The following is a 16,577-nucleotide window of genomic DNA, read 5'->3' on the forward strand; positions in this document are numbered from 1 at the left end:
GTCGGGCGGCCCATCCAGATCCTCTCGGCGCCACCCGGGACACGGTCGCGGTCACTCCGGCGCGCCGGTGTTCGCCGGATCTTCCGCACCGCTCCTCAGCGCGTCGAAAAGCCGCTTCGGACCCCTCTGGGGGAGGGTTTGGGGTGGATTGGGGTGCCAAGTGGGGCAAAGTGGAGTATGGTGGCGGAAAGTGGAGCGGATCGGGCTGATTGTGGAGCCAGGAGGTGCGGACCGTGTTTCTCGGGACCCACACTCCGAAACTCGACGAGAAGGGCCGACTGATCCTCCCGGCGAAGTTTCGAGACGAACTTGCGGAGGGACTGGTGATCACGAGAGCGCAGGATCGATGCCTCGCGATCTGGCCCGTCGCGACGTTCGTCGAGCAGACCCAAGCCCTGAGGAACGCCCCCTCCAGCAGCAAGCAGGTGCGGGACTACCAACGGATGCTGGCCTCCGGAGCCTCGGACGAGACCCCGGACAAGCAAGGCCGGATCACCATCCCGCCGCACCTGCGGGCCTACGCAGGCCTGGACAAGGACTGCGTCGTGGTGGGAGCGATGAACCGGGTCGAGGTCTGGGACGCGGCCGCCTGGCAGTCCTACTCGGACGAACAGGAGACCGCCTTCGCCGAGATGAACGACGAGGTCTTCCCGGGCCTGTAGGACCGCGAACCGCCCGGGTGGAACACAACTGAAGAGGGACGACGGAATGGAGCAGCAGGCTCGTGCCCCCAGGCTTCAACCCGCGATCCGGCTCCCTGGCGCACCTTCCCCGGCGCCAGGTAGCACTTCCCGCGGATCTCGGGTTGAAACCTGACGGCACGAGCCGCGCATTTCCGTCGTCCTGCAGCGGGACACCGGCAACAAGGGTGGGGGTCGAGATGAAGCGGTACGGGATCGGACGCCGATGACGACCGACGAGCCGCGCCACGTCCCGGTCCTGCTGGGCCGCATCGTCGACCTGCTCGCCCCGGCCCTGGAACCCACCGACGCCGACCCCGAGCCGATCGTGGTCGACTGCACCACCGGTCTCGGCGGCCACTCCGGCGCGTTGCTGGACGCCTGCCCGGCCGCCCGGCTGATCGGGCTGGACCGCGACGCCGACGCCCTCGCCGAAGCGACCGTACGCCTTCGCCGGCACGCCGGCCGGGTGCACCTGGTCCAAGCCGTGTACGACGAGCTGCCGCGGGTCCTGGCCGACGCCGGCGTGAGCTCGGTCCGGGCCGTACTGTTCGACCTCGGGCTGTCGTCGCTGCAGATCGACCGGACCGACCGCGGCTTCGCGTACGCCGTCGACGCGCCGCTGGACATGCGGATGGACCAGGGTCAGCCGCTCACCGCGGCGGCGGTGCTGAACTCCTACGACGTCTCGGAACTGACCCGGATCCTGCGCGTGTACGGCGAGGAACGGTTCGCCGACCGGATCGCGCGGCGGATCGTCGCCGAGCGGGCCAAGGAGCCGTTCGCCAACTCGGCCCGGCTGGTGGCCCTGCTGCAACAGGCGATCCCGGCGAAGTCGGCCAAGACCGGCGGACATCCGGCGAAGCGGACCTTCCAGGCGCTCCGGATCGAGGTGAACGCCGAGCTGGCCGCGCTGGAGTCGGCGCTGCCGGCCGCCATCGAGGCGCTCGCCGCGGGCGGCCGGATCGCCGTGCTGGCGTACCACTCGCTGGAGGACCGCCTGGTCAAGCGCACCTTCGCGGCCGGAGCCGCGGACCGGGCCCCGCGCGGGCTGCCGGTGGTGCCGCCCGAGCTGCGGCCCGAGCTGACCCTGCTGACCCGGGGAGCGGAACGGCCCGGCGAGGACGAGATCGCCGAGAACCCGCGGGCGGCGTCGGCGCGGCTGCGGGCCGCGATGAAGATCGGCGCGGCGGCGCAGGAGACCGACACGAGCGGCGAGGGGGAAGCGGCGTGAGAATCACCCCACGGCGTAGTTCTCCCCCGCTGCGCTCCTCCGAACTACACCGAGGGGACCCCGAATGAGCGCGCTACTGGCACCGGCGGGGGAGCCGGAGGAGGAGGCCGGCCGGAGGAAGCGGCTGCGCAGCGTCCCCGACCCGCCGCCGCGACTGGCCCCGATGCCGTTCCTGGTGGTCCTGATCGGGCTGCTCGGGATCGGCCTGGCCGGCCTGCTCATGCTCAACACGTCGCTGCAGGGTAACGCGTTCGAGACCCGGGCCCTGCAGCGCCAGGAGTCCGAGCTGGCCTACCGGCAGGCCGAACTGGAGATCGAACTGGACAAGGCGGCCGCGCCCCAGGAGCTGGCCCGCCGCGCGTCGGCGCTCGGTCTGCGGCCGAATCCGTACCCGGTGATCCTGCGGGTGCCCGGCGGCGAGCTGCAGGGCGACAAGAAACGGGTCGACGGAGACGAACTGCCCGGCATCGTGGTGAAGACCCCCGAGGAACTGGCGGCGGAGAAGGCCGAGAAGGCGGCGAAGAAGGCGGCCAAGCAGGCCAAGAAGCGCGCCGAGGCCGAGGAGCGGCAGCGCCGGGAGCTCGAGCAGCAGAAGAAGAAGGTCGAGGAACAGCAGCGGAAGCAGCAGCAGGAACAGGAGCGGGATCAGGAGGCGAACCGCTGATGGCCGACGATCGCCGCCGGCAGCCCCGGCCGACCCGACCCGCCCCGCGGAAGGCAGCGGGGACGTCGAGTCGCCGGCTGCGCCCGCAGGCCGAGAGGAAGCTGGCCGCGAGCGCGGCCCGTACCTCGGCCCGGAACTCCGCCCGCGCCGCGAAGAAGAAGGTCCACAAGCCGGTCCGCAGGGTGCCGCTGGGCAACTCGCCGCGCCGGCTCCGGGTGGTGCTGGTCGCGATGGCGATCGCGCTGTCGCTGTGCGGCGGCCGGCTGCTGCAGCTGCAGGGGTTCGACTCCGCCGCGTACGCCGCCGACGGTGATCAGTTCACCGCCAAGCTGCCGCTGCTGCCGACCCGGGGCGACCTGGTCGACCGGAACGGCCAAGTCCTGGCGACCACCCAGCCCGCGGTCGCGGTGACGGCCGACCCGACGCTGACCCGGAACACCACCAAGGACCCGGAGCGGGCGGCCAAGTTCGCCGCCGTGATCTTGAAGCATCTCGAGCTGGACCGGGCCACGCTGCTGGAGCGGCTGAACAAGCCGGACACCCGCTTCGTCTATCTGGCCAAGAAGGTCCCGGCGACGACGTACCTGGCCTTGGCCGCCGAACTCACCGAACTGAAGCTGTACGGCGTCTTCCGGGAGAGCGACCCGATCCGGGTCTACCCGGGCCAGAACGTGGCCGCGGGCGTGGTCGGCTTCGTCAACGGCGAGGGCGAGGGGGTGGCCGGCCTGGAACGTTCGCTGAACGGGAAGCTGGCCGGTGTCGAGGGCCAGGAGACCTTCGAGATGGCGCCGAACGGCAGCCGGATCCCGCTCGGCGAGAGCAAGATCAATCCGGCCGTCGACGGGGTCGACTACCAGCTCACCCTGGACGCCGAGCTGCAGTGGATGGCCGAGCGTCGCCTGGAGGAGCAGGTACGCAAGGCCGGCGGCGAGACCGGCACCGCGATCACGATGAACATCAAGACCGGCGAGGTCCTGGCGATGGCCAACTACCCCGGCTACGACGCGTCCAAGCCGGGCTCCGCCGACCCGGACGATCTCGGCAACCGGGCCGTCTCGGCCGCGTACGAACCGGGCAGTGTGGAGAAGCTGCTCACCGCCGCGGCGCTGATCGACGCCGGCGTGGCCAACCCGGACACCAAGCTGACCATCCCGGAGCTGCTCGAGTCCGGCGACGGGACGGTGAAGGACGCGTTCTCGCACGGTGAGATCAACCTGCTGATGCGCGGCGTGATCGCGAAGTCGTCGAACATCGGCACGATCATGCTGGCCCGGCAGTTGGAGACCTCCCGGTTGCGCGCCTACCTCGCCTCGTTCGGGCTCGGCACCAAGACCGGGATCGGGCTGCCCGGCGAGGCGAACGGGCACCTGCCGCCGGCCGACATGAAGGACTACACCCGGGACCAGATCTCGTTCGGTCAGGGACTCTCGGTCACCGCGATCCAGGAGGCTGCGGCGATCGCGGCGCTGCTCAACGACGGCGTCTACAACCAGCCGTCGGTGATCAAGAGCGCCACCGACCAGGACGGCAAGCCGGTCGAGCTGCCGAAGCAGGATCCGCGCCGGGTCGTCTCGTCCAGCACCTCGGACCAGATCCGCGACCTGATGCAGGCCGTCGTCGACCACGGCGCCGACGAGCTCGCCCTGGACGACTACTCCAGCGGCGGCAAGACCGGCACGGCGCAGCGCTACGACCCGGACTGCGGCTGCTACCGCGGCTACACGGTGTCCTACGTGTCGGCGGCGCCGATCGACGACCCGGAACTGCTCACGTACGTCGTGGTCGACAACCCGACCAACAGCGACACCGGCACCACCGGCGCGGCGCCGGCGGCGGTCGACATCATGCAGCTCGCGCTGCCGCGGTACGGCGTCCCGCCGAGCACCGAACGGCCGAAGAAGGAGAAGATCAAGTGGTGAGCGGGGCGGGCCGTGCTCAGTCTCAGTTCGTTGCGCGGGCATCGACTCGATAGCTTCTTCTCGTGAAATCCGATCAGCCCAGCGGCTCGGGGGTGCCGCGACCCACTCAGTTGGCCGCCCCGCTGCGGCTCTCCGACCTGTTCGGTACGACCGCGGGCGGTGACCCGGTGTTGCGCGGGGTCAGCCTGAACTCGCGGCTGATCAGGCCGGGCGACCTGTTCGTGGCACTGCCGGGCCGGCTGGCCCACGGCGCCCGGTTCGCCGCCGACGTGGTCGCGGCAGGGGCGGTGGCGATCGTCACCGACCCGGCCGGCCGGGAGCTGATCGACGAGGCCGTCGGCGTGCCGGTGGCCGTCCTGGACGACCCGCGGGCCGGTCTCGGCACGCTCGCGGCCCGGGTCTACGGCGAGCCGGCCGAGCGGCTGACCATGATCGCGGTGACCGGGACGAACGGGAAGACCACCACCTGCTCACTGCTCGAGTCGGCGCTGCGGGCGGCCGGCCGCACGGTCGGCACCATCGGCACGATCGGCTTCCGGCTGGACGGCGTCGCGCTGCCGTCGGCGCGGACCACCGTCACCACACCCGAGGCACCGGAACTGCAGGGGCTGCTGGCCGCGATGGCCGAGCGCGGTGCCGACACGGTGATCATGGAGGTCACCTCGCACGCGCTGGACCAGGGCCGGACCGACCCGATCCGGTTCGACGTCGCGGCCTTCACCAACCTCGGCCGGGACCACCTCGACTTCCACGCCACGCTGGAGGACTACTTCGAGGCGAAGGCCAAGCTGTTCACGCCCGAGCGGGCCCGGACCTGCGTGATCAACGCCGACGACCCGCGCGGCCGCGAGCTGATCGAGCGGGCCCGGACGGCCGGCCTCGCCGTCCGGACGATCGGCGCCGGCCCGGACACCGACTACGCCGCCCTGGCCGTCCGGGGCACGGCGGGGCAGACCATGATCACGGCGCGGACCCCGGCCGGCGAGTGCGGGTTCGGGCTGAGCCTGCCGGGCGACTTCAACGTGGCGAACGGGCTGACCGCGCTCGCCGTTCTGCAGACGCTGGCGGCGGAGTCCGATCTCGACCTGCCGGCGGCGCTGGCCGGCCTGGCCGCCGCGACGGTCCCGGGCCGGATGGAGCGGGTCCCGCTGGGCGACGACGCACCCGCGGTGTACGTGGACTTCGCGCACACCCCGCAGGCCGTCGGGGCCGCGATCGACGCCCTGCCCGCAGGGCGGCGGATCGTGGTCGTGGGCTGCGGCGGCGACCGGGACCCGGACAAGCGCGGGCCGATGGGCGCCGCCGCGGCCGAGCGGGCCGACCTGGTGGTGATCACCGACGACAATCCGCGGACCGAGGACCCGGCCGCGATCCGGGCCGCGGCGCTGGCCGGCGCGACCGCGACCGAGCGGGCCCGGACCGGTCGCACCACGGTGATCGACGGAGGGGACCGTCGGGCCGCGATCGCGACCGCACTACGGTTGGCCCGGTCGGGAGACGTGGTGGCGATCCTGGGCAAGGGCCACGAACAGGGGCAGCAGGTGGGGACCGAGATCCTGCCGTTCGACGACGCAACGGTGGCGGTGGAGGAGTGGCAGCGGCAGGAAGCGCGCTGCTGAATCCCGACGGGGCGGGGAGGCATGCTCTTACGGGAGCGGGGAGAGGGAATTCGATGATCGAACTGACCACGGGCGAGGCCGCCGACCTGGTGACCGAGTCCGCGGCTGGTACGCCGGCGGGGTTCGACCGGGACCGGGTGATCACCGACTTTTCCGTGGACTCACGGAAGGTCCGGCCGGGGGCGCTGTTCGTCGCGCTGCCCGGCGAGCGGGTCGACGGCCACGACTTCGTCGGTGACGCCTGGGCGGCCGGGGCGGTGCTGGCGCTGGTCGCCCGCGAGGTGCCCGGCGACGGCCCGCAGCTGGTGGTGCCGGACCCGTTGCTGGCGCTGGGCCGGATCACCCGGCACCTGATCGACCGGGCCAAGGCCGGTGGCCTGAAGGTGATCGCGATCACCGGGTCGCAGGGCAAGACCTCGACCAAGGACCTGCTGGCCCAGGTCCTCGAGGCGGAGGCGCCGACGGTCGCGCCGCTGGGCAACCTGAACACCGAGATCGGCGTGCCGCTGACGGTCGCCCGGGTCGAGGACGACACCCGCTTCCTGGTCGCCGAGCACGGGGCCCGCGGGGTCGGCCACATCCGGTACCTGTGCGAGCTGACCCCACCGGACGTGGCGGTCGTGCTCAACGTCGGCAGTGCGCACGTCGGCGAGTTCGGCAGCGTCGAGGCGATCGCCCAGGCCAAGGGTGAGCTCGTCGAGGCGCTCGGCGAGGACGGCAGCGCGGTCCTCAACGCGGACGACCGGCTGGTCTGGTCGATGCGCGACCGGACCTCCGGCCGCGTGGTCGCGACCGGCGTCGGGCACGACCCGGGCAGCGACCGGGCCGTCTGGGCGACCCGGCTGACCGGGGACCGGACCGGCCGCTACTCGTTCACGCTGCACGCCCGGCTGCCGGACGGCGGCGCCGGCGACCCGGCCGAGACCGACGGCACGGTACGGCTCCGGGTGCTCGGCCGGCACCAGGTCGGCAACGCGGTCGCCGCCGCGGCGGCGGCGCTGGCCGTCGGGGTCCGGTTCGACGACGTGGTGCAGCGGCTGTCCGCCGCCGAGGCCCGGTCCCGCTTCCGGATGGAGGTGGCCGAGCGCCCCGACGGCGTCCTCGTCGTCAACGACGCGTACAACGCCAACCCGGAGTCGATGCGGGCCGCGATCGACGCGCTGACCGAGCTCGCCGCGGGCCGGGCCCAGCAGTGGCCGGACGCCCGGGTCTGGGCCGTCCTCGGCGACATGCTCGAGCTGGGCGACTCGGCCGACGGCGAGCACCGGGCGATCGGCCGCTACGCCGCCCAGCGCGGCGTGCACCGGCTGATCGGCGTCGGCGAGTACGGCCCCGTCTTCGTCGGTGCCGCCCGCAAGGCCGGCCTGGCCGAGGCGACCGCGGCCACGGACGCCGAGGAGGCGGTCGCGCTGGTCGAGGCCCGGCCCGGTGACACGGTGCTGGTCAAGGCCTCCCGCGGCCTCGCCCTGGACACGGTCGCCGAGGCGATCCTGACCGGCCAGCCGGCGTCGTCGTCCGCGGCGGCGGAGGGCGGTCATCCATGAGGACGATCGTCATCGCCGGTGCGCTGGCCCTGCTCGGCACCCTGCTGGGCACCCGGCTGGCGATCACGGTCCTGGTCCGCAAGGGGTACGGCCAGCTGATCCGTGACGACGGGCCGACCTCGCACCACACCAAGCGGGGCACCCCGACGATGGGCGGCCTGGTGATCATCGTCGCCACCATCGGCGCGTACGCGATCAGCCACCTGATCACCTGGACCCGGCCGTCGGCGTCGGCGGTGCTGGTGCTGTTCCTGTTCGCCGGCCTCGGCGTGGTCGGCTTCCTGGACGACTTCCTCAAGATCAAGAACCAGCGCTCGCTTGGCCTGCGCAGCAAGGCGAAACTGCTCGGCCAGTCGCTGGTCGCGATCGCCTTCGCGGTGCTGTCGCTGCAGTTCCCGGACGAGCGGGGGATCACCCCGGCGTCCAACGCGATCTCCTTCCTGCGGGACATCGACTTCCTGCAGCTGCCGGTGATCCTGGTGATCATCTGGGTGATGCTGCTGATCGCGGCGGCCAGCAACGGGGTGAACCTGACCGACGGCCTGGACGGCCTGGCCGCGGGCGCCTGCGTGATGATCTTCGGCGCGTACACCCTGGTCAACATCTGGCAGTACAACCAGTCCTGCGCGTACGAGTCGTCGGCCGGGCCGAAGTGCTACGAGGTGCGCGACCCGTACGACCTCGCCGTGGTCGCCATCGCCCTGGCCGGTGCCTGCTTCGGCTTCCTCTGGTGGAACGCGGAGCCGGCCAAGATCTTCATGGGCGACACCGGCTCGCTGTCCCTCGGCGGCGCCCTGGCCGGGCTGGCGATCTTCACCCGGACCGAGCTGCTGTTGATCATCCTCGGCGGCCTGCTGGTGATCGAGGTGGCATCGGTGATCCTGCAGGTCGGCTTCTTCAAGGCGACCAAGGGCAGACGTCTGTTCAAGATGTCCCCACTGCACCACCACTTCGAACTGCTCGGCTGGCAGCAGGTGACCATCGTGATGAGATTCTGGATCGTGGCCGGCCTCTTCGTCGCCGCCGGCCTTGGCATCTTCTACGCGGAATGGGTGGCCGGCACGTGATCAAGCTCCGAACGTTCCCTGAGCCTGTCGAAGGGCAGGCCCGATGACCCCGGACTGGCTGCCCGAGGCGAACGGGGAGTCTCCCTGGCGGGAGGCCCGGGTGATCATCGCCGGGCTCGGCGTGGCCGGCTTCGCCGCCGCCGACGGCCTGCTCGAGTTCGGCGCCCGGGTGACGGTGCTGGACGACGCGGACAACGAGCGGGTCCGGGACCGGGCCACCCTGCTGGAGACCCTCGGCGCCGAGGTACGGCTCGGGCCCGGCTCCACCGCGACGCTGCCGGAGCCGGCGCATCTGGTGATCACCACCGGGTTCCCCCCGCACGCGCCGCTGCTGGTCCAGGCCGCGACCCGGCGGGTGCCGATCTGGAGCGAGGTCGAGCTGGCCTGGCGGCTCAGCCGGCCGAACAAGATCATTCCGTGGATCGGCATCACCGGCACCAACGGCAAGACCTCGACCACGCTGATGCTGGAGTCGATCCTCGCCGCGGCCGGCCTGCGGACGGCGGCGGTCGGCAACATCGGCCGGCCGATCATGGAGATCGTGCTCGACCCGGAGCCCTACGACGTGCTGGCGGTGGAGCTGTCCAGCCACCAGCTGCACTGGTCCAACTCGCTGTCGCTGCACTCGGCGGCCGTGCTCAACCTGCAGCCGGACCACCTGGAGTGGCACGGTTCGGCCGAGAACTACCGCGAGGCCAAGGCCGAGATCTACCAGCGGGTGCAGGCCAGCTGCGTCTACAACGTCGACGATCCGGCCACCGAACAGATGGTGGTCGACGCCGAGGTGGTCGAGGGGGCCCGCGCGATCGGTTTCACCCTGGGCATCCCGGACCGGTCGATGGTCGGCGTGGTGGACGACCTGATCGTCGACCGGGCCTTCATCCCGCAGCGGGCCGACTCGGCCCTGGAGCTGGCGAAGGTGGCCGACGTCTCGCCGGCGGCCCCGCACAACGTCGCCAACGCCCTGGCCGCCGCGGCCCTGGCCCGCTCGTTCGGGGTACCGGCGACGGCGGTGCGGGACGGGCTGCGCAACGTCCGGCTCGGCCCGCACAAGATCGAGACGGTCGCGGTGCTCGACGGCGTCACGTACGTCGACGACTCCAAGGCCACCAATCCGCACGCCGCCGACGCGGCGCTGTCCGCGTTCGAGTCCGTGGTCTGGGTCGCCGGCGGCCAGGCCAAGGGCACCACGTTCGACGAGTTGATCATCAAGCACGCCGACCGGCTGCGCGGTGCGGTGCTGCTCGGCGTCGACGCCGAGGTGATCGCCGGGGCGCTGGGCCGACACGCGCCGCAGGTCCCGGTGATTCGGGTCGATTCGACGGAAACTAGGGCCATGGCTCAAGCCGTGACGGCGGCTGCTTCCCTGGCCAGACCGGGTGATGCAGTGCTGCTCGCCCCGGGCTGCGCCAGCAGGGACATGTACACCGATTACGCCGCACGGGGCGAGGCCTTCGCCGCCGCTGTGGCCGAGCTGCCCGGCGCGTAGGAGCACCAGCCGGTAGGAAAGGCAGGGAGAGCCGTGGCGACCGTGACCGGCCCGCTCCAGCGCGGCGGGCTGCTGCCGGGGAGCAACCGGTCCGGCTCCCGCCGTTCCGCAGGCGCCTGGCTGGAGGCGGCCCTGGACCGACCGCTGGCCAGCTACCACCTGGTGCTCGGCGCGACCGGCATTCTCGTGGCGCTGGGCATGATGATGGTGCTCTCCGCGTCCAGCGTCTCGGCCGAGCTGGTGTACGACGACGCCTATTACTACGTGAAGCGGCAGGCCATCTTCCTGGTCGCCGGCCTCGCCGCCGGCCTGCTCGTGATGAAGCTGCCGCCGAAGACGCTGCGGGTGCTGTCCTGGGCCGGCCTCGCGCTGGCCGCGGTGCTGCTGATCCTGACCTTCACGCCGCTGGGCGTGACCAGGGGCGGTAACCAGAACTGGCTCTACCTCGGGTCGGACCTGTTCATGATCCAGCCGGCCGAGTTCGCCAAGTTCGCCATGGTGGTCTGGGGCGCCGACGTGCTGGCCCGCAAGCAGAAGCTGCTGGACCAGCCGCGGCACCTGATCGTGCCGTACCTGCCGGCCACCCTGATCCTGGTCCTGCTGGTGGTCTTCCAGCGCGACGCCGGCACCGCGGTGGTGCTGGCCAGCATCATGGTCGGCGTGCTCTGGGTGGTCGGCGCGCCGTTGCGGATCTTCGTCTCCATCGCGGTCGCCGGCGTCGGCGGCGTGATCGGTCTGTTCCTGACCAGCTCGAACCGGATGACCCGGCTGGCCGCGTTCCTGGATCCGTCGGCCGACCTCGGCGGCGCCAACGACCAGACCGCCGCCGGCCTGCTGGCCGTGGCGATGGGCGGCTGGTGGGGCAGCGGGATCGGTGGCAGCAAACAGAAGTGGGGCGGTCTGCCGGAGGCCCACACCGACTTCATCTTCGCCGTGATCGGCGAGGAACTGGGCCTGTTCGGCAGCCTGATCGTGCTGGCGCTGTTCCTGGTCCTCGGCTACGCCGGGATCCGGATCGCGATGCGCAGCGACGAACCGTTCTTCCGGTACACGGCCGCCGGCGTTACCGTCTGGTTGATGGTGCAGGCCCTGATCAATCTCGCGGTCGTGCTCCGGCTGCTGCCGGTCGCCGGGGTGCCGCTACCGTTCCTCTCGTACGGTGGCTCGGCACTGATCGCGAACCTGATGGCGATCGGTGTCCTGCTGGCCTGTGCCCGTAACGAACCGGCGGCCCGGACGTACCTGAGCCGGCGCTCCGGTGGGGCCCGGCCGGCCCTGACGACCGTGGTCGGGCACCGCAAGCAGGCCAAGCCGGCCAAGAAGGCCAAGGCCGAGGCGACGAAGAACGGCAAGAAGGGACGCGGGTGACGACAGAACCTTCCGGCGACCGGCGGCTCAGCATCGCGCTGGCCGGCGGCGGCAGTGCCGGGCACACGTCGCCGCTGATCGCCACCGCCGACGAGTTGCGCCGTCAGGCTCCCGACGTGCTGCTGACCGCGATCGGCACCGCCCGCGGCCTGGAGACCACGGTGATCCCGGCCGCCGGGCTGCCGCTGGAACTGATCCCGCCGGTCCCGATGCCGCGCCGGCCCGGCCTCGACCTGATCAAGGTCCCGGCCCGGCTGACCAAGGCCGTCTCGGCCGCCGCGGCCGTGCTGCGGAAGGTCGACGCCTCGGTGCTGCTCGGCTTCGGTGGGTACGTGTCGACGCCGGCCTACCTGGCCGCCCGCCGGCTCCGGCTCCCGATCGTCATCCACGAGGGCAACCTGCTGCCCGGCCTGGCCAACAAGCTGGCTGCCCGGTTCACCGGCAACGTCTTCACGTCGTTCCCGGGCACCCCGCTGCCGAACGCGACCTACATCGGCCTGCCGCTGCGGCGGGCGATCACCGAGCTGGACCGGGCCGCCAGCCGGACCGAGGCCCGCAAGGAGTTCGACCTGGCCGACGACCAGCCGACCCTGCTGGTCAGCGGCGGCTCGCAGGGCGCGCTCAGCATCAACAGTGCGGTGACCGGTGCGGTGGACCAGTTGCTCCGGGCCGGGATCCAGGTGCTGCACGTGCTGGGCCCGAAGAACCTGACCGAGGAGCATGACCGCCGGACCGACCCGGAGACCGGCGCCGTGTACGCGCCGCTGGCGTACGTGGAGCGGATGGAACTCGCCTACGCCGCGGCCGACCTGATGCTCGGCCGGTGCGGCGCCAACACGGTGATGGAGACGTCGGCGGTCGGGCTGCCGGCCGTCTACGTACCGCTGCCGTTCGGGAACGGGGAGCAGCGCCGCAACGCGGCCGGCGTCGTCGAGGCCGGCGGCGGCGAACTGCTCGAGGACCCGGACTGCACGCCGGACTGGGTCCGGACCCGGATCCCGGAATTGATCCTGGACCCGGAGCGCTTGCTGAGGATGTCGGCGGCCAGCCGGGACGTCGGGCGGACCGACGCGGCCGCCGAACTCGCCGCACGAACCCTGGAGGTAGCACAGTCATGGGCCTGATCACGCCGCGCGAGCTGGTCGGCGTCGAGGAGTTGGCGCCGGTCCACTTCATCGCCATCGGCGGGTCCGGGATGAACGGGATCGCCTCGGCCTTCCTCGATCTCGGGTACGAGGTCAGCGGCAGCGACCGGCAGGACTCGAAGTACCTGCGCGGGCTGCAGGAGCGCGGCGCGCGGACTTACATCGGGCACGCCGCGGAGCAACTCGGCAACGCGAAGACCGTGATCGCCTCGTCGGCGATCCGCGACGACAACCCGGAACTGGTCGAGGCCCGGGCCCGGGGCTTAAGGATCCTGCACCGCAGCGAGGCGCTCGGCTCGCTGATGCTCGGCCGGCGCGGCGTCGCGGTCGCCGGCACCCACGGCAAGACGACGACGACGGCGATGATCGCCCGGGTGCTGACCGAGCTCGGCACCGACCCCTCGTACCTGATCGGCGGCGCGTTCCTCGGCTCCACGACCGGCGGCCACATCGGCGGCGGCGAGGCCCTGGTCGTCGAGGCCGACGAGAGCGACGGCTCCTTCCTGCAGTACCCGGCCGAGGTCGCCGTCGTGACGAACGTCGACCCGGACCACCTGACCAACTGGGGCACCCCGGAGGCGTACGCGGACGGCTTCGTCCGGTTCGCCACCAAGCCGGAACTGAAGCTGTTGATCGTCAGCGCCGACGACCCGGGCGCGATCGAACTGGTCCGGACCCTCCGGTCCCTGAGCTTGTCGAAGGGTCAAGCGGTGCCCGAGATCCTCACCTTCGGCACCGACCCGGCGGCGGACCTGCGGCTGACCGACCTCGAGCTGACCGGGACCGGCTCGACGTTCACGCTGACCGACACCCGGCGCGGCGCCGGCGGTCCGGTCCAGCTCGCCGTACCGGCCAGGTACAACGCGCTGAACGCGACCGCGACCTACGCCGTGGCGACGTACTTCGGCGGCGAGGACGCTGCGGTACGGGAGGCGCTGGGCCAGTTCGGCGGTACCCACCGCCGGTTCGAGCTGGTCGGCACCGTGGACGGCGTCCGGGTCTACGACGACTACTCGCACCACCCGACCGAGGTCGGCAACATGCTCGGCGAGACCGCCCGCCCGGCGGCGGGGGAGGGCCGGGTCGTGGCCTGCTTCCAGCCGCACCTCTACACCCGGACCCGGGACTTCTGGCGTGAGTTCGCGGTCGCCCTCGAGCAGGCCGACGAGGTGATCGTGATGGACGTCTGCGGCGACCGGGAGGACCCGATCGAGGGCATCACCGGGGCACTGGTGAGCGAGGCGATCCGGCCGGGGACCGCCAACGTGACGTACCAGCCGGTCTGGGACGAGGCCGCCCCGACGGTGGCCGGGATCGCCCGGCCCGGTGACGTCGTGGTGACGATCGGCTGCGGCGACGTGACCAAGGTGGCGCCGAAGATCGTCGACGAGCTCAGGCTCCGGCACCCCGCGCCGGTCGGCGCCGAAGGCCGGGACGCGGTCTGATGGCCACCTCGACGCTCGGTCGCCCGCCCGGTGTGGCACGGTCGGGCGGTTCGAGGTCGTACCGGAAACGGCGCCGGCTCTGGCCGCTCGTCCTGATCGGCGTCCTGCTGCTCGCGCTCGCCGGCACCGGGGTCTGGCTGGTCGGCTTCTCCTCGGTGCTCGGCACCGACCGGGTCGAGGTCCGGGGCGCCGAGGCGGTCGCGGCGCGCGACGTCGAGCGGACCGCCGCGGTGCCGCTCGGGCTGCCGCTGGCCCGGCAGGACATCGACGCGATCGCCGCCCGGGTGGCCGACCTGACCCCGATCGAGTCGGTCGAGGTGACCCGGCAGTACCCGGACACGGTGCTGATCGTGATCAAGGAGCGGGCTGCGGTGATCGGCGTGGCCGACGGCGGCGGCTACCTGCTGCTGGACCGGCACGGCATCCCGTACCGGACTGTCAAGAAGCTGCCGCCCGGCGTCCTGCTGGCCGAGTTCAACGCGGGCAACACGCCGCTGGCCGAGCAACTCGGCGTGGTCGCCGCCGCCCTCCCGGGTGAACTGACCCAGCGGCTGGACCGGCTCACCGCGACCAGCGAGAGCTCGATCGAGCTGGAACTGAAGAACGGCGACCGGGTCGTCTGGGGCACCTCGGACGAGTCGGCCCTCAAGGCCGCCGTCCTGCTCGACCTGATGAAGCAGAAGGCCAAGGTCTACAACGTCTCCTCGCCCCGTCACCCCGCCACCCGCTGACCCACCTCCCACCTCCCGCCGACCGGTCACCAAAGCACCGGATCCGACGGCGTGTCGCTGCAGAGTTGACCGGTCGGTGATTCGGTACGTTGACGATCCGTCGCGGCCCCACGCTTAAAGCTGAGGTTCAGGTGGAGGGAATCGGGCAGTTGGGCGTGTCCCGCCGCGGATGCCGGGCCGGTCGACGGCTAACTCATAGCCTTGCTGAAACGCCTGGTCTGCCGCGGAATCTTCCCCGTCGATCCGAGGTCAAGACTTGGCAACCTGGGTGAGCGTCAGTAGTCATTGAGCAGGAAAGAGGCGGAGGTTCGTGGTTTCTGCATCAACGAATTACGTGGCCGTGATCAAGGTTGTCGGCGTCGGGGGCGGCGGCGTCAACGCAGTCAACCGGATGATCGAGGCCGGCCTACGCGGCGTCGAGTTCATCGCGGTCAACACGGACGCGCAGGCGTTGCTGATGAGCGACGCCGATGTGAAGCTCGACATCGGGCGGGATCTGACCCGCGGGCTCGGCGCGGGCGCCGACCCGGAGAAGGGGCGGCAGGCAGCCGAGGATCACGCCCAGGACATCGAGGAGGCGCTCAAGGGCGCCGACATGGTCTTCGTCACGGCCGGTGAGGGCGGCGGTACGGGCACCGGCGGGGCACCCGTCGTCGCCCGGGTCGCCCGCGCCATGGGCGCGCTGACGATCGGCGTGGTGACGCGGCCGTTCCAGTTCGAGGGCAAGCGGCGCTCGGTGCAGGCGGAGGAGGGGATCGCCAACCTTCGCGAGGAGGTCGACACCCTCATCGTCATCCCGAACGACAAGCTGCTGCAGATGATGGACAACCAGCAGATCGCGATCCTGGACGCCTTCAAACAGGCCGACCAGGTGCTGCTGCAGGGCGTGTCCGGCATCACGGAGCTGATCACCACCCCGGGCTTGATCAACCTCGACTTCGCCGACGTGAAGTCGGTGATGTCGAACGCCGGCTCGGCGTTGATGGGCATCGGCTCGGCGCGCGGCGAGGACCGAGCCAGGGCCGCCGCCGACATGGCGGTGTCGTCACCGTTGCTGGAGGCCAGTATCGAGGGCGCCCACGGCGTCCTGATCTCGATCGCCGGCGGCTCCGACCTCGGCCTCTTCGAGGTGTCGGCCGCCGCGACCCTGATCCAGGAGTCGGCGCACGAGGAAGCCAACATCATCTTCGGCACCGTGATCGACGACGCGCTCGGCGACGAGGTCCGGGTCACCGTGATCGCGGCCGGGTTCGAGGGCGGCGAGCCGCCGCGGCGGCAGCAGGGGATCAGCCGGCAGCCCGGCCTCGTCCAGTCCCGGCAGCAGGGCCAGCAGCCGCTGGCTCAGGTGCCCCAGTCCCAGGGGCAGTCCGCGCCGGGCCAGCAGGCTGGGCAGCCCGCCCCGGGTCAGGCCCCGGGCCAGCAGCCGCAGCAGTCGCCGGCCACGCCGCAGCCGCAGCCCGTCGGCCAGCGGGCCAACGGCGCCTCGGGCCAGCCCGGCGCCGGCACCTCCGGCAACGGGCACCAGCCGAGCCCGACGACTCGCCCGGCCCAGCAGCCGAGCTACCGGCCGGCGCCACCCGCCCCGGCGGATGACGACCTGGATGTGCCGGACTTCCTGAAGTAGAGAGTGTGCCAGCGGCGACGGGGATCGCCGAGACACCGCCAGCGTGTC

General features: G+C 71.8%; 13 protein-coding genes. All 13 read left to right on the forward strand.

The features are described from left to right. The first annotated feature begins 233 nt into the window (after positions 1-233). The 13 genes from mraZ to ftsZ all read left to right on the forward strand — a co-directional run bounded on the left by mraZ (position 234) and on the right by ftsZ (position 16,529). Positions 234-662, forward strand: coding sequence for a division/cell wall cluster transcriptional repressor MraZ (mraZ, locus tag AC6CCG_RS09975; RefSeq protein ID WP_496654344.1), 429 nt, complete (start codon positions 234-236; stop codon positions 660-662). Positions 663-906: 244 nt separating this feature from the next. Continuing rightward, positions 907-1,914 carry a 16S rRNA (cytosine(1402)-N(4))-methyltransferase RsmH gene (gene rsmH, locus AC6CCG_RS09980; protein WP_496654345.1) on the forward strand — a complete coding sequence of 336 codons (1,008 nt, stop codon included), beginning with the start codon at positions 907-909 and terminating at the stop codon, positions 1,912-1,914. A 64-nt stretch (positions 1,915-1,978) separates the two neighbouring features. Continuing rightward, complete coding sequence (gene ftsL / locus AC6CCG_RS09985) at positions 1,979-2,578, forward strand: cell division protein FtsL (RefSeq protein ID WP_496654346.1); 600 nt, start codon at positions 1,979-1,981, stop codon at positions 2,576-2,578. Next, entirely contained in the window at positions 2,578-4,497 is a 1,920-nt protein-coding gene (locus tag AC6CCG_RS09990) for a peptidoglycan D,D-transpeptidase FtsI family protein (RefSeq protein ID WP_496654347.1), read from the forward strand. Before ftsL ends, AC6CCG_RS09990 begins: the two co-directional genes overlap by 1 nt. 62 nt (positions 4,498-4,559) lie before the next feature. Then, on the forward strand, positions 4,560-6,116 hold the full coding sequence (locus AC6CCG_RS09995; RefSeq protein ID WP_496654348.1) for a UDP-N-acetylmuramoyl-L-alanyl-D-glutamate--2,6-diaminopimelate ligase: 1,557 nt from the start codon (positions 4,560-4,562) through the stop codon (positions 6,114-6,116). A 53-nt stretch (positions 6,117-6,169) separates the two neighbouring features. Further along, positions 6,170-7,660, forward strand: coding sequence for a UDP-N-acetylmuramoyl-tripeptide--D-alanyl-D-alanine ligase (locus tag AC6CCG_RS10000; protein ID WP_496654349.1), 1,491 nt, complete (start codon positions 6,170-6,172; stop codon positions 7,658-7,660). Beyond that, a complete protein-coding gene (gene mraY / locus AC6CCG_RS10005) occupies positions 7,657-8,727 on the forward strand; it encodes a phospho-N-acetylmuramoyl-pentapeptide-transferase (RefSeq protein ID WP_496654350.1) in 1,071 nt (356 codons plus the stop codon). Before AC6CCG_RS10000 ends, mraY begins: the two co-directional genes overlap by 4 nt. A gap of 43 nt (positions 8,728-8,770) precedes the next feature. Then, entirely contained in the window at positions 8,771-10,216 is a 1,446-nt protein-coding gene (gene murD / locus AC6CCG_RS10010; RefSeq protein ID WP_496654351.1) for a UDP-N-acetylmuramoyl-L-alanine--D-glutamate ligase, read from the forward strand. A 33-nt stretch (positions 10,217-10,249) separates the two neighbouring features. Next, positions 10,250-11,584, forward strand: a complete 1,335-nt coding sequence (gene ftsW, locus AC6CCG_RS10015) for a putative lipid II flippase FtsW (protein WP_496654352.1) — start codon at positions 10,250-10,252, stop codon at positions 11,582-11,584. After that, the gene (gene murG, locus AC6CCG_RS10020) at positions 11,581-12,708 is read left to right on the forward strand and encodes an undecaprenyldiphospho-muramoylpentapeptide beta-N-acetylglucosaminyltransferase (RefSeq protein WP_496654353.1); all 1,128 of its coding nucleotides are present in this window, start codon (positions 11,581-11,583) and stop codon (positions 12,706-12,708) included. Before ftsW ends, murG begins: the two co-directional genes overlap by 4 nt. Next, a complete protein-coding gene (gene murC / locus AC6CCG_RS10025) occupies positions 12,699-14,174 on the forward strand; it encodes a UDP-N-acetylmuramate--L-alanine ligase (RefSeq protein WP_496654354.1) in 1,476 nt (491 codons plus the stop codon). The genes murG and murC overlap by 10 nt, the downstream gene beginning before the upstream one ends. After that, positions 14,174-14,905: a cell division protein FtsQ/DivIB gene (locus tag AC6CCG_RS10030; protein ID WP_496654355.1), complete on the forward strand. Its 732-nt coding sequence runs from the start codon at positions 14,174-14,176 to the stop codon at positions 14,903-14,905. The genes murC and AC6CCG_RS10030 overlap by 1 nt, the downstream gene beginning before the upstream one ends. Positions 14,906-15,215: 310 nt before the next feature. Continuing rightward, positions 15,216-16,529, forward strand: a complete 1,314-nt coding sequence (gene ftsZ / locus AC6CCG_RS10035; RefSeq protein ID WP_496654356.1) for a cell division protein FtsZ — start codon at positions 15,216-15,218, stop codon at positions 16,527-16,529. The last annotated feature ends 48 nt before the right edge of the window (positions 16,530-16,577 follow it).

The sequence above is a fragment of the Microlunatus sp. YIM B11417 genome (assembly GCF_059617205.1).

Bases quoted from the DNA above. Each gene is read 5' to 3' on its own strand.
- rsmH (WP_496654345.1), top strand. From the start codon at position 907: ATGACGACCGACGAGCCGCGCCACGTCCCGGTCCTGCTGGGCCGCATC.
- ftsL (WP_496654346.1), top strand. From the start codon at position 1,979: ATGAGCGCGCTACTGGCACCGGCGGGGGAGCCGGAGGAGGAGGCCGGC.
- AC6CCG_RS09990 (WP_496654347.1), top strand. From the start codon at position 2,578: ATGGCCGACGATCGCCGCCGGCAGCCCCGGCCGACCCGACCCGCCCCG.
- AC6CCG_RS10000 (WP_496654349.1), top strand. From the start codon at position 6,170: ATGATCGAACTGACCACGGGCGAGGCCGCCGACCTGGTGACCGAGTCC.
- mraY (WP_496654350.1), top strand. From the start codon at position 7,657: ATGAGGACGATCGTCATCGCCGGTGCGCTGGCCCTGCTCGGCACCCTG.
- murD (WP_496654351.1), top strand. From the start codon at position 8,771: ATGACCCCGGACTGGCTGCCCGAGGCGAACGGGGAGTCTCCCTGGCGG.
- murC (WP_496654354.1), top strand. From the start codon at position 12,699: ATGGGCCTGATCACGCCGCGCGAGCTGGTCGGCGTCGAGGAGTTGGCG.
- AC6CCG_RS10030 (WP_496654355.1), top strand. From the start codon at position 14,174: ATGGCCACCTCGACGCTCGGTCGCCCGCCCGGTGTGGCACGGTCGGGC.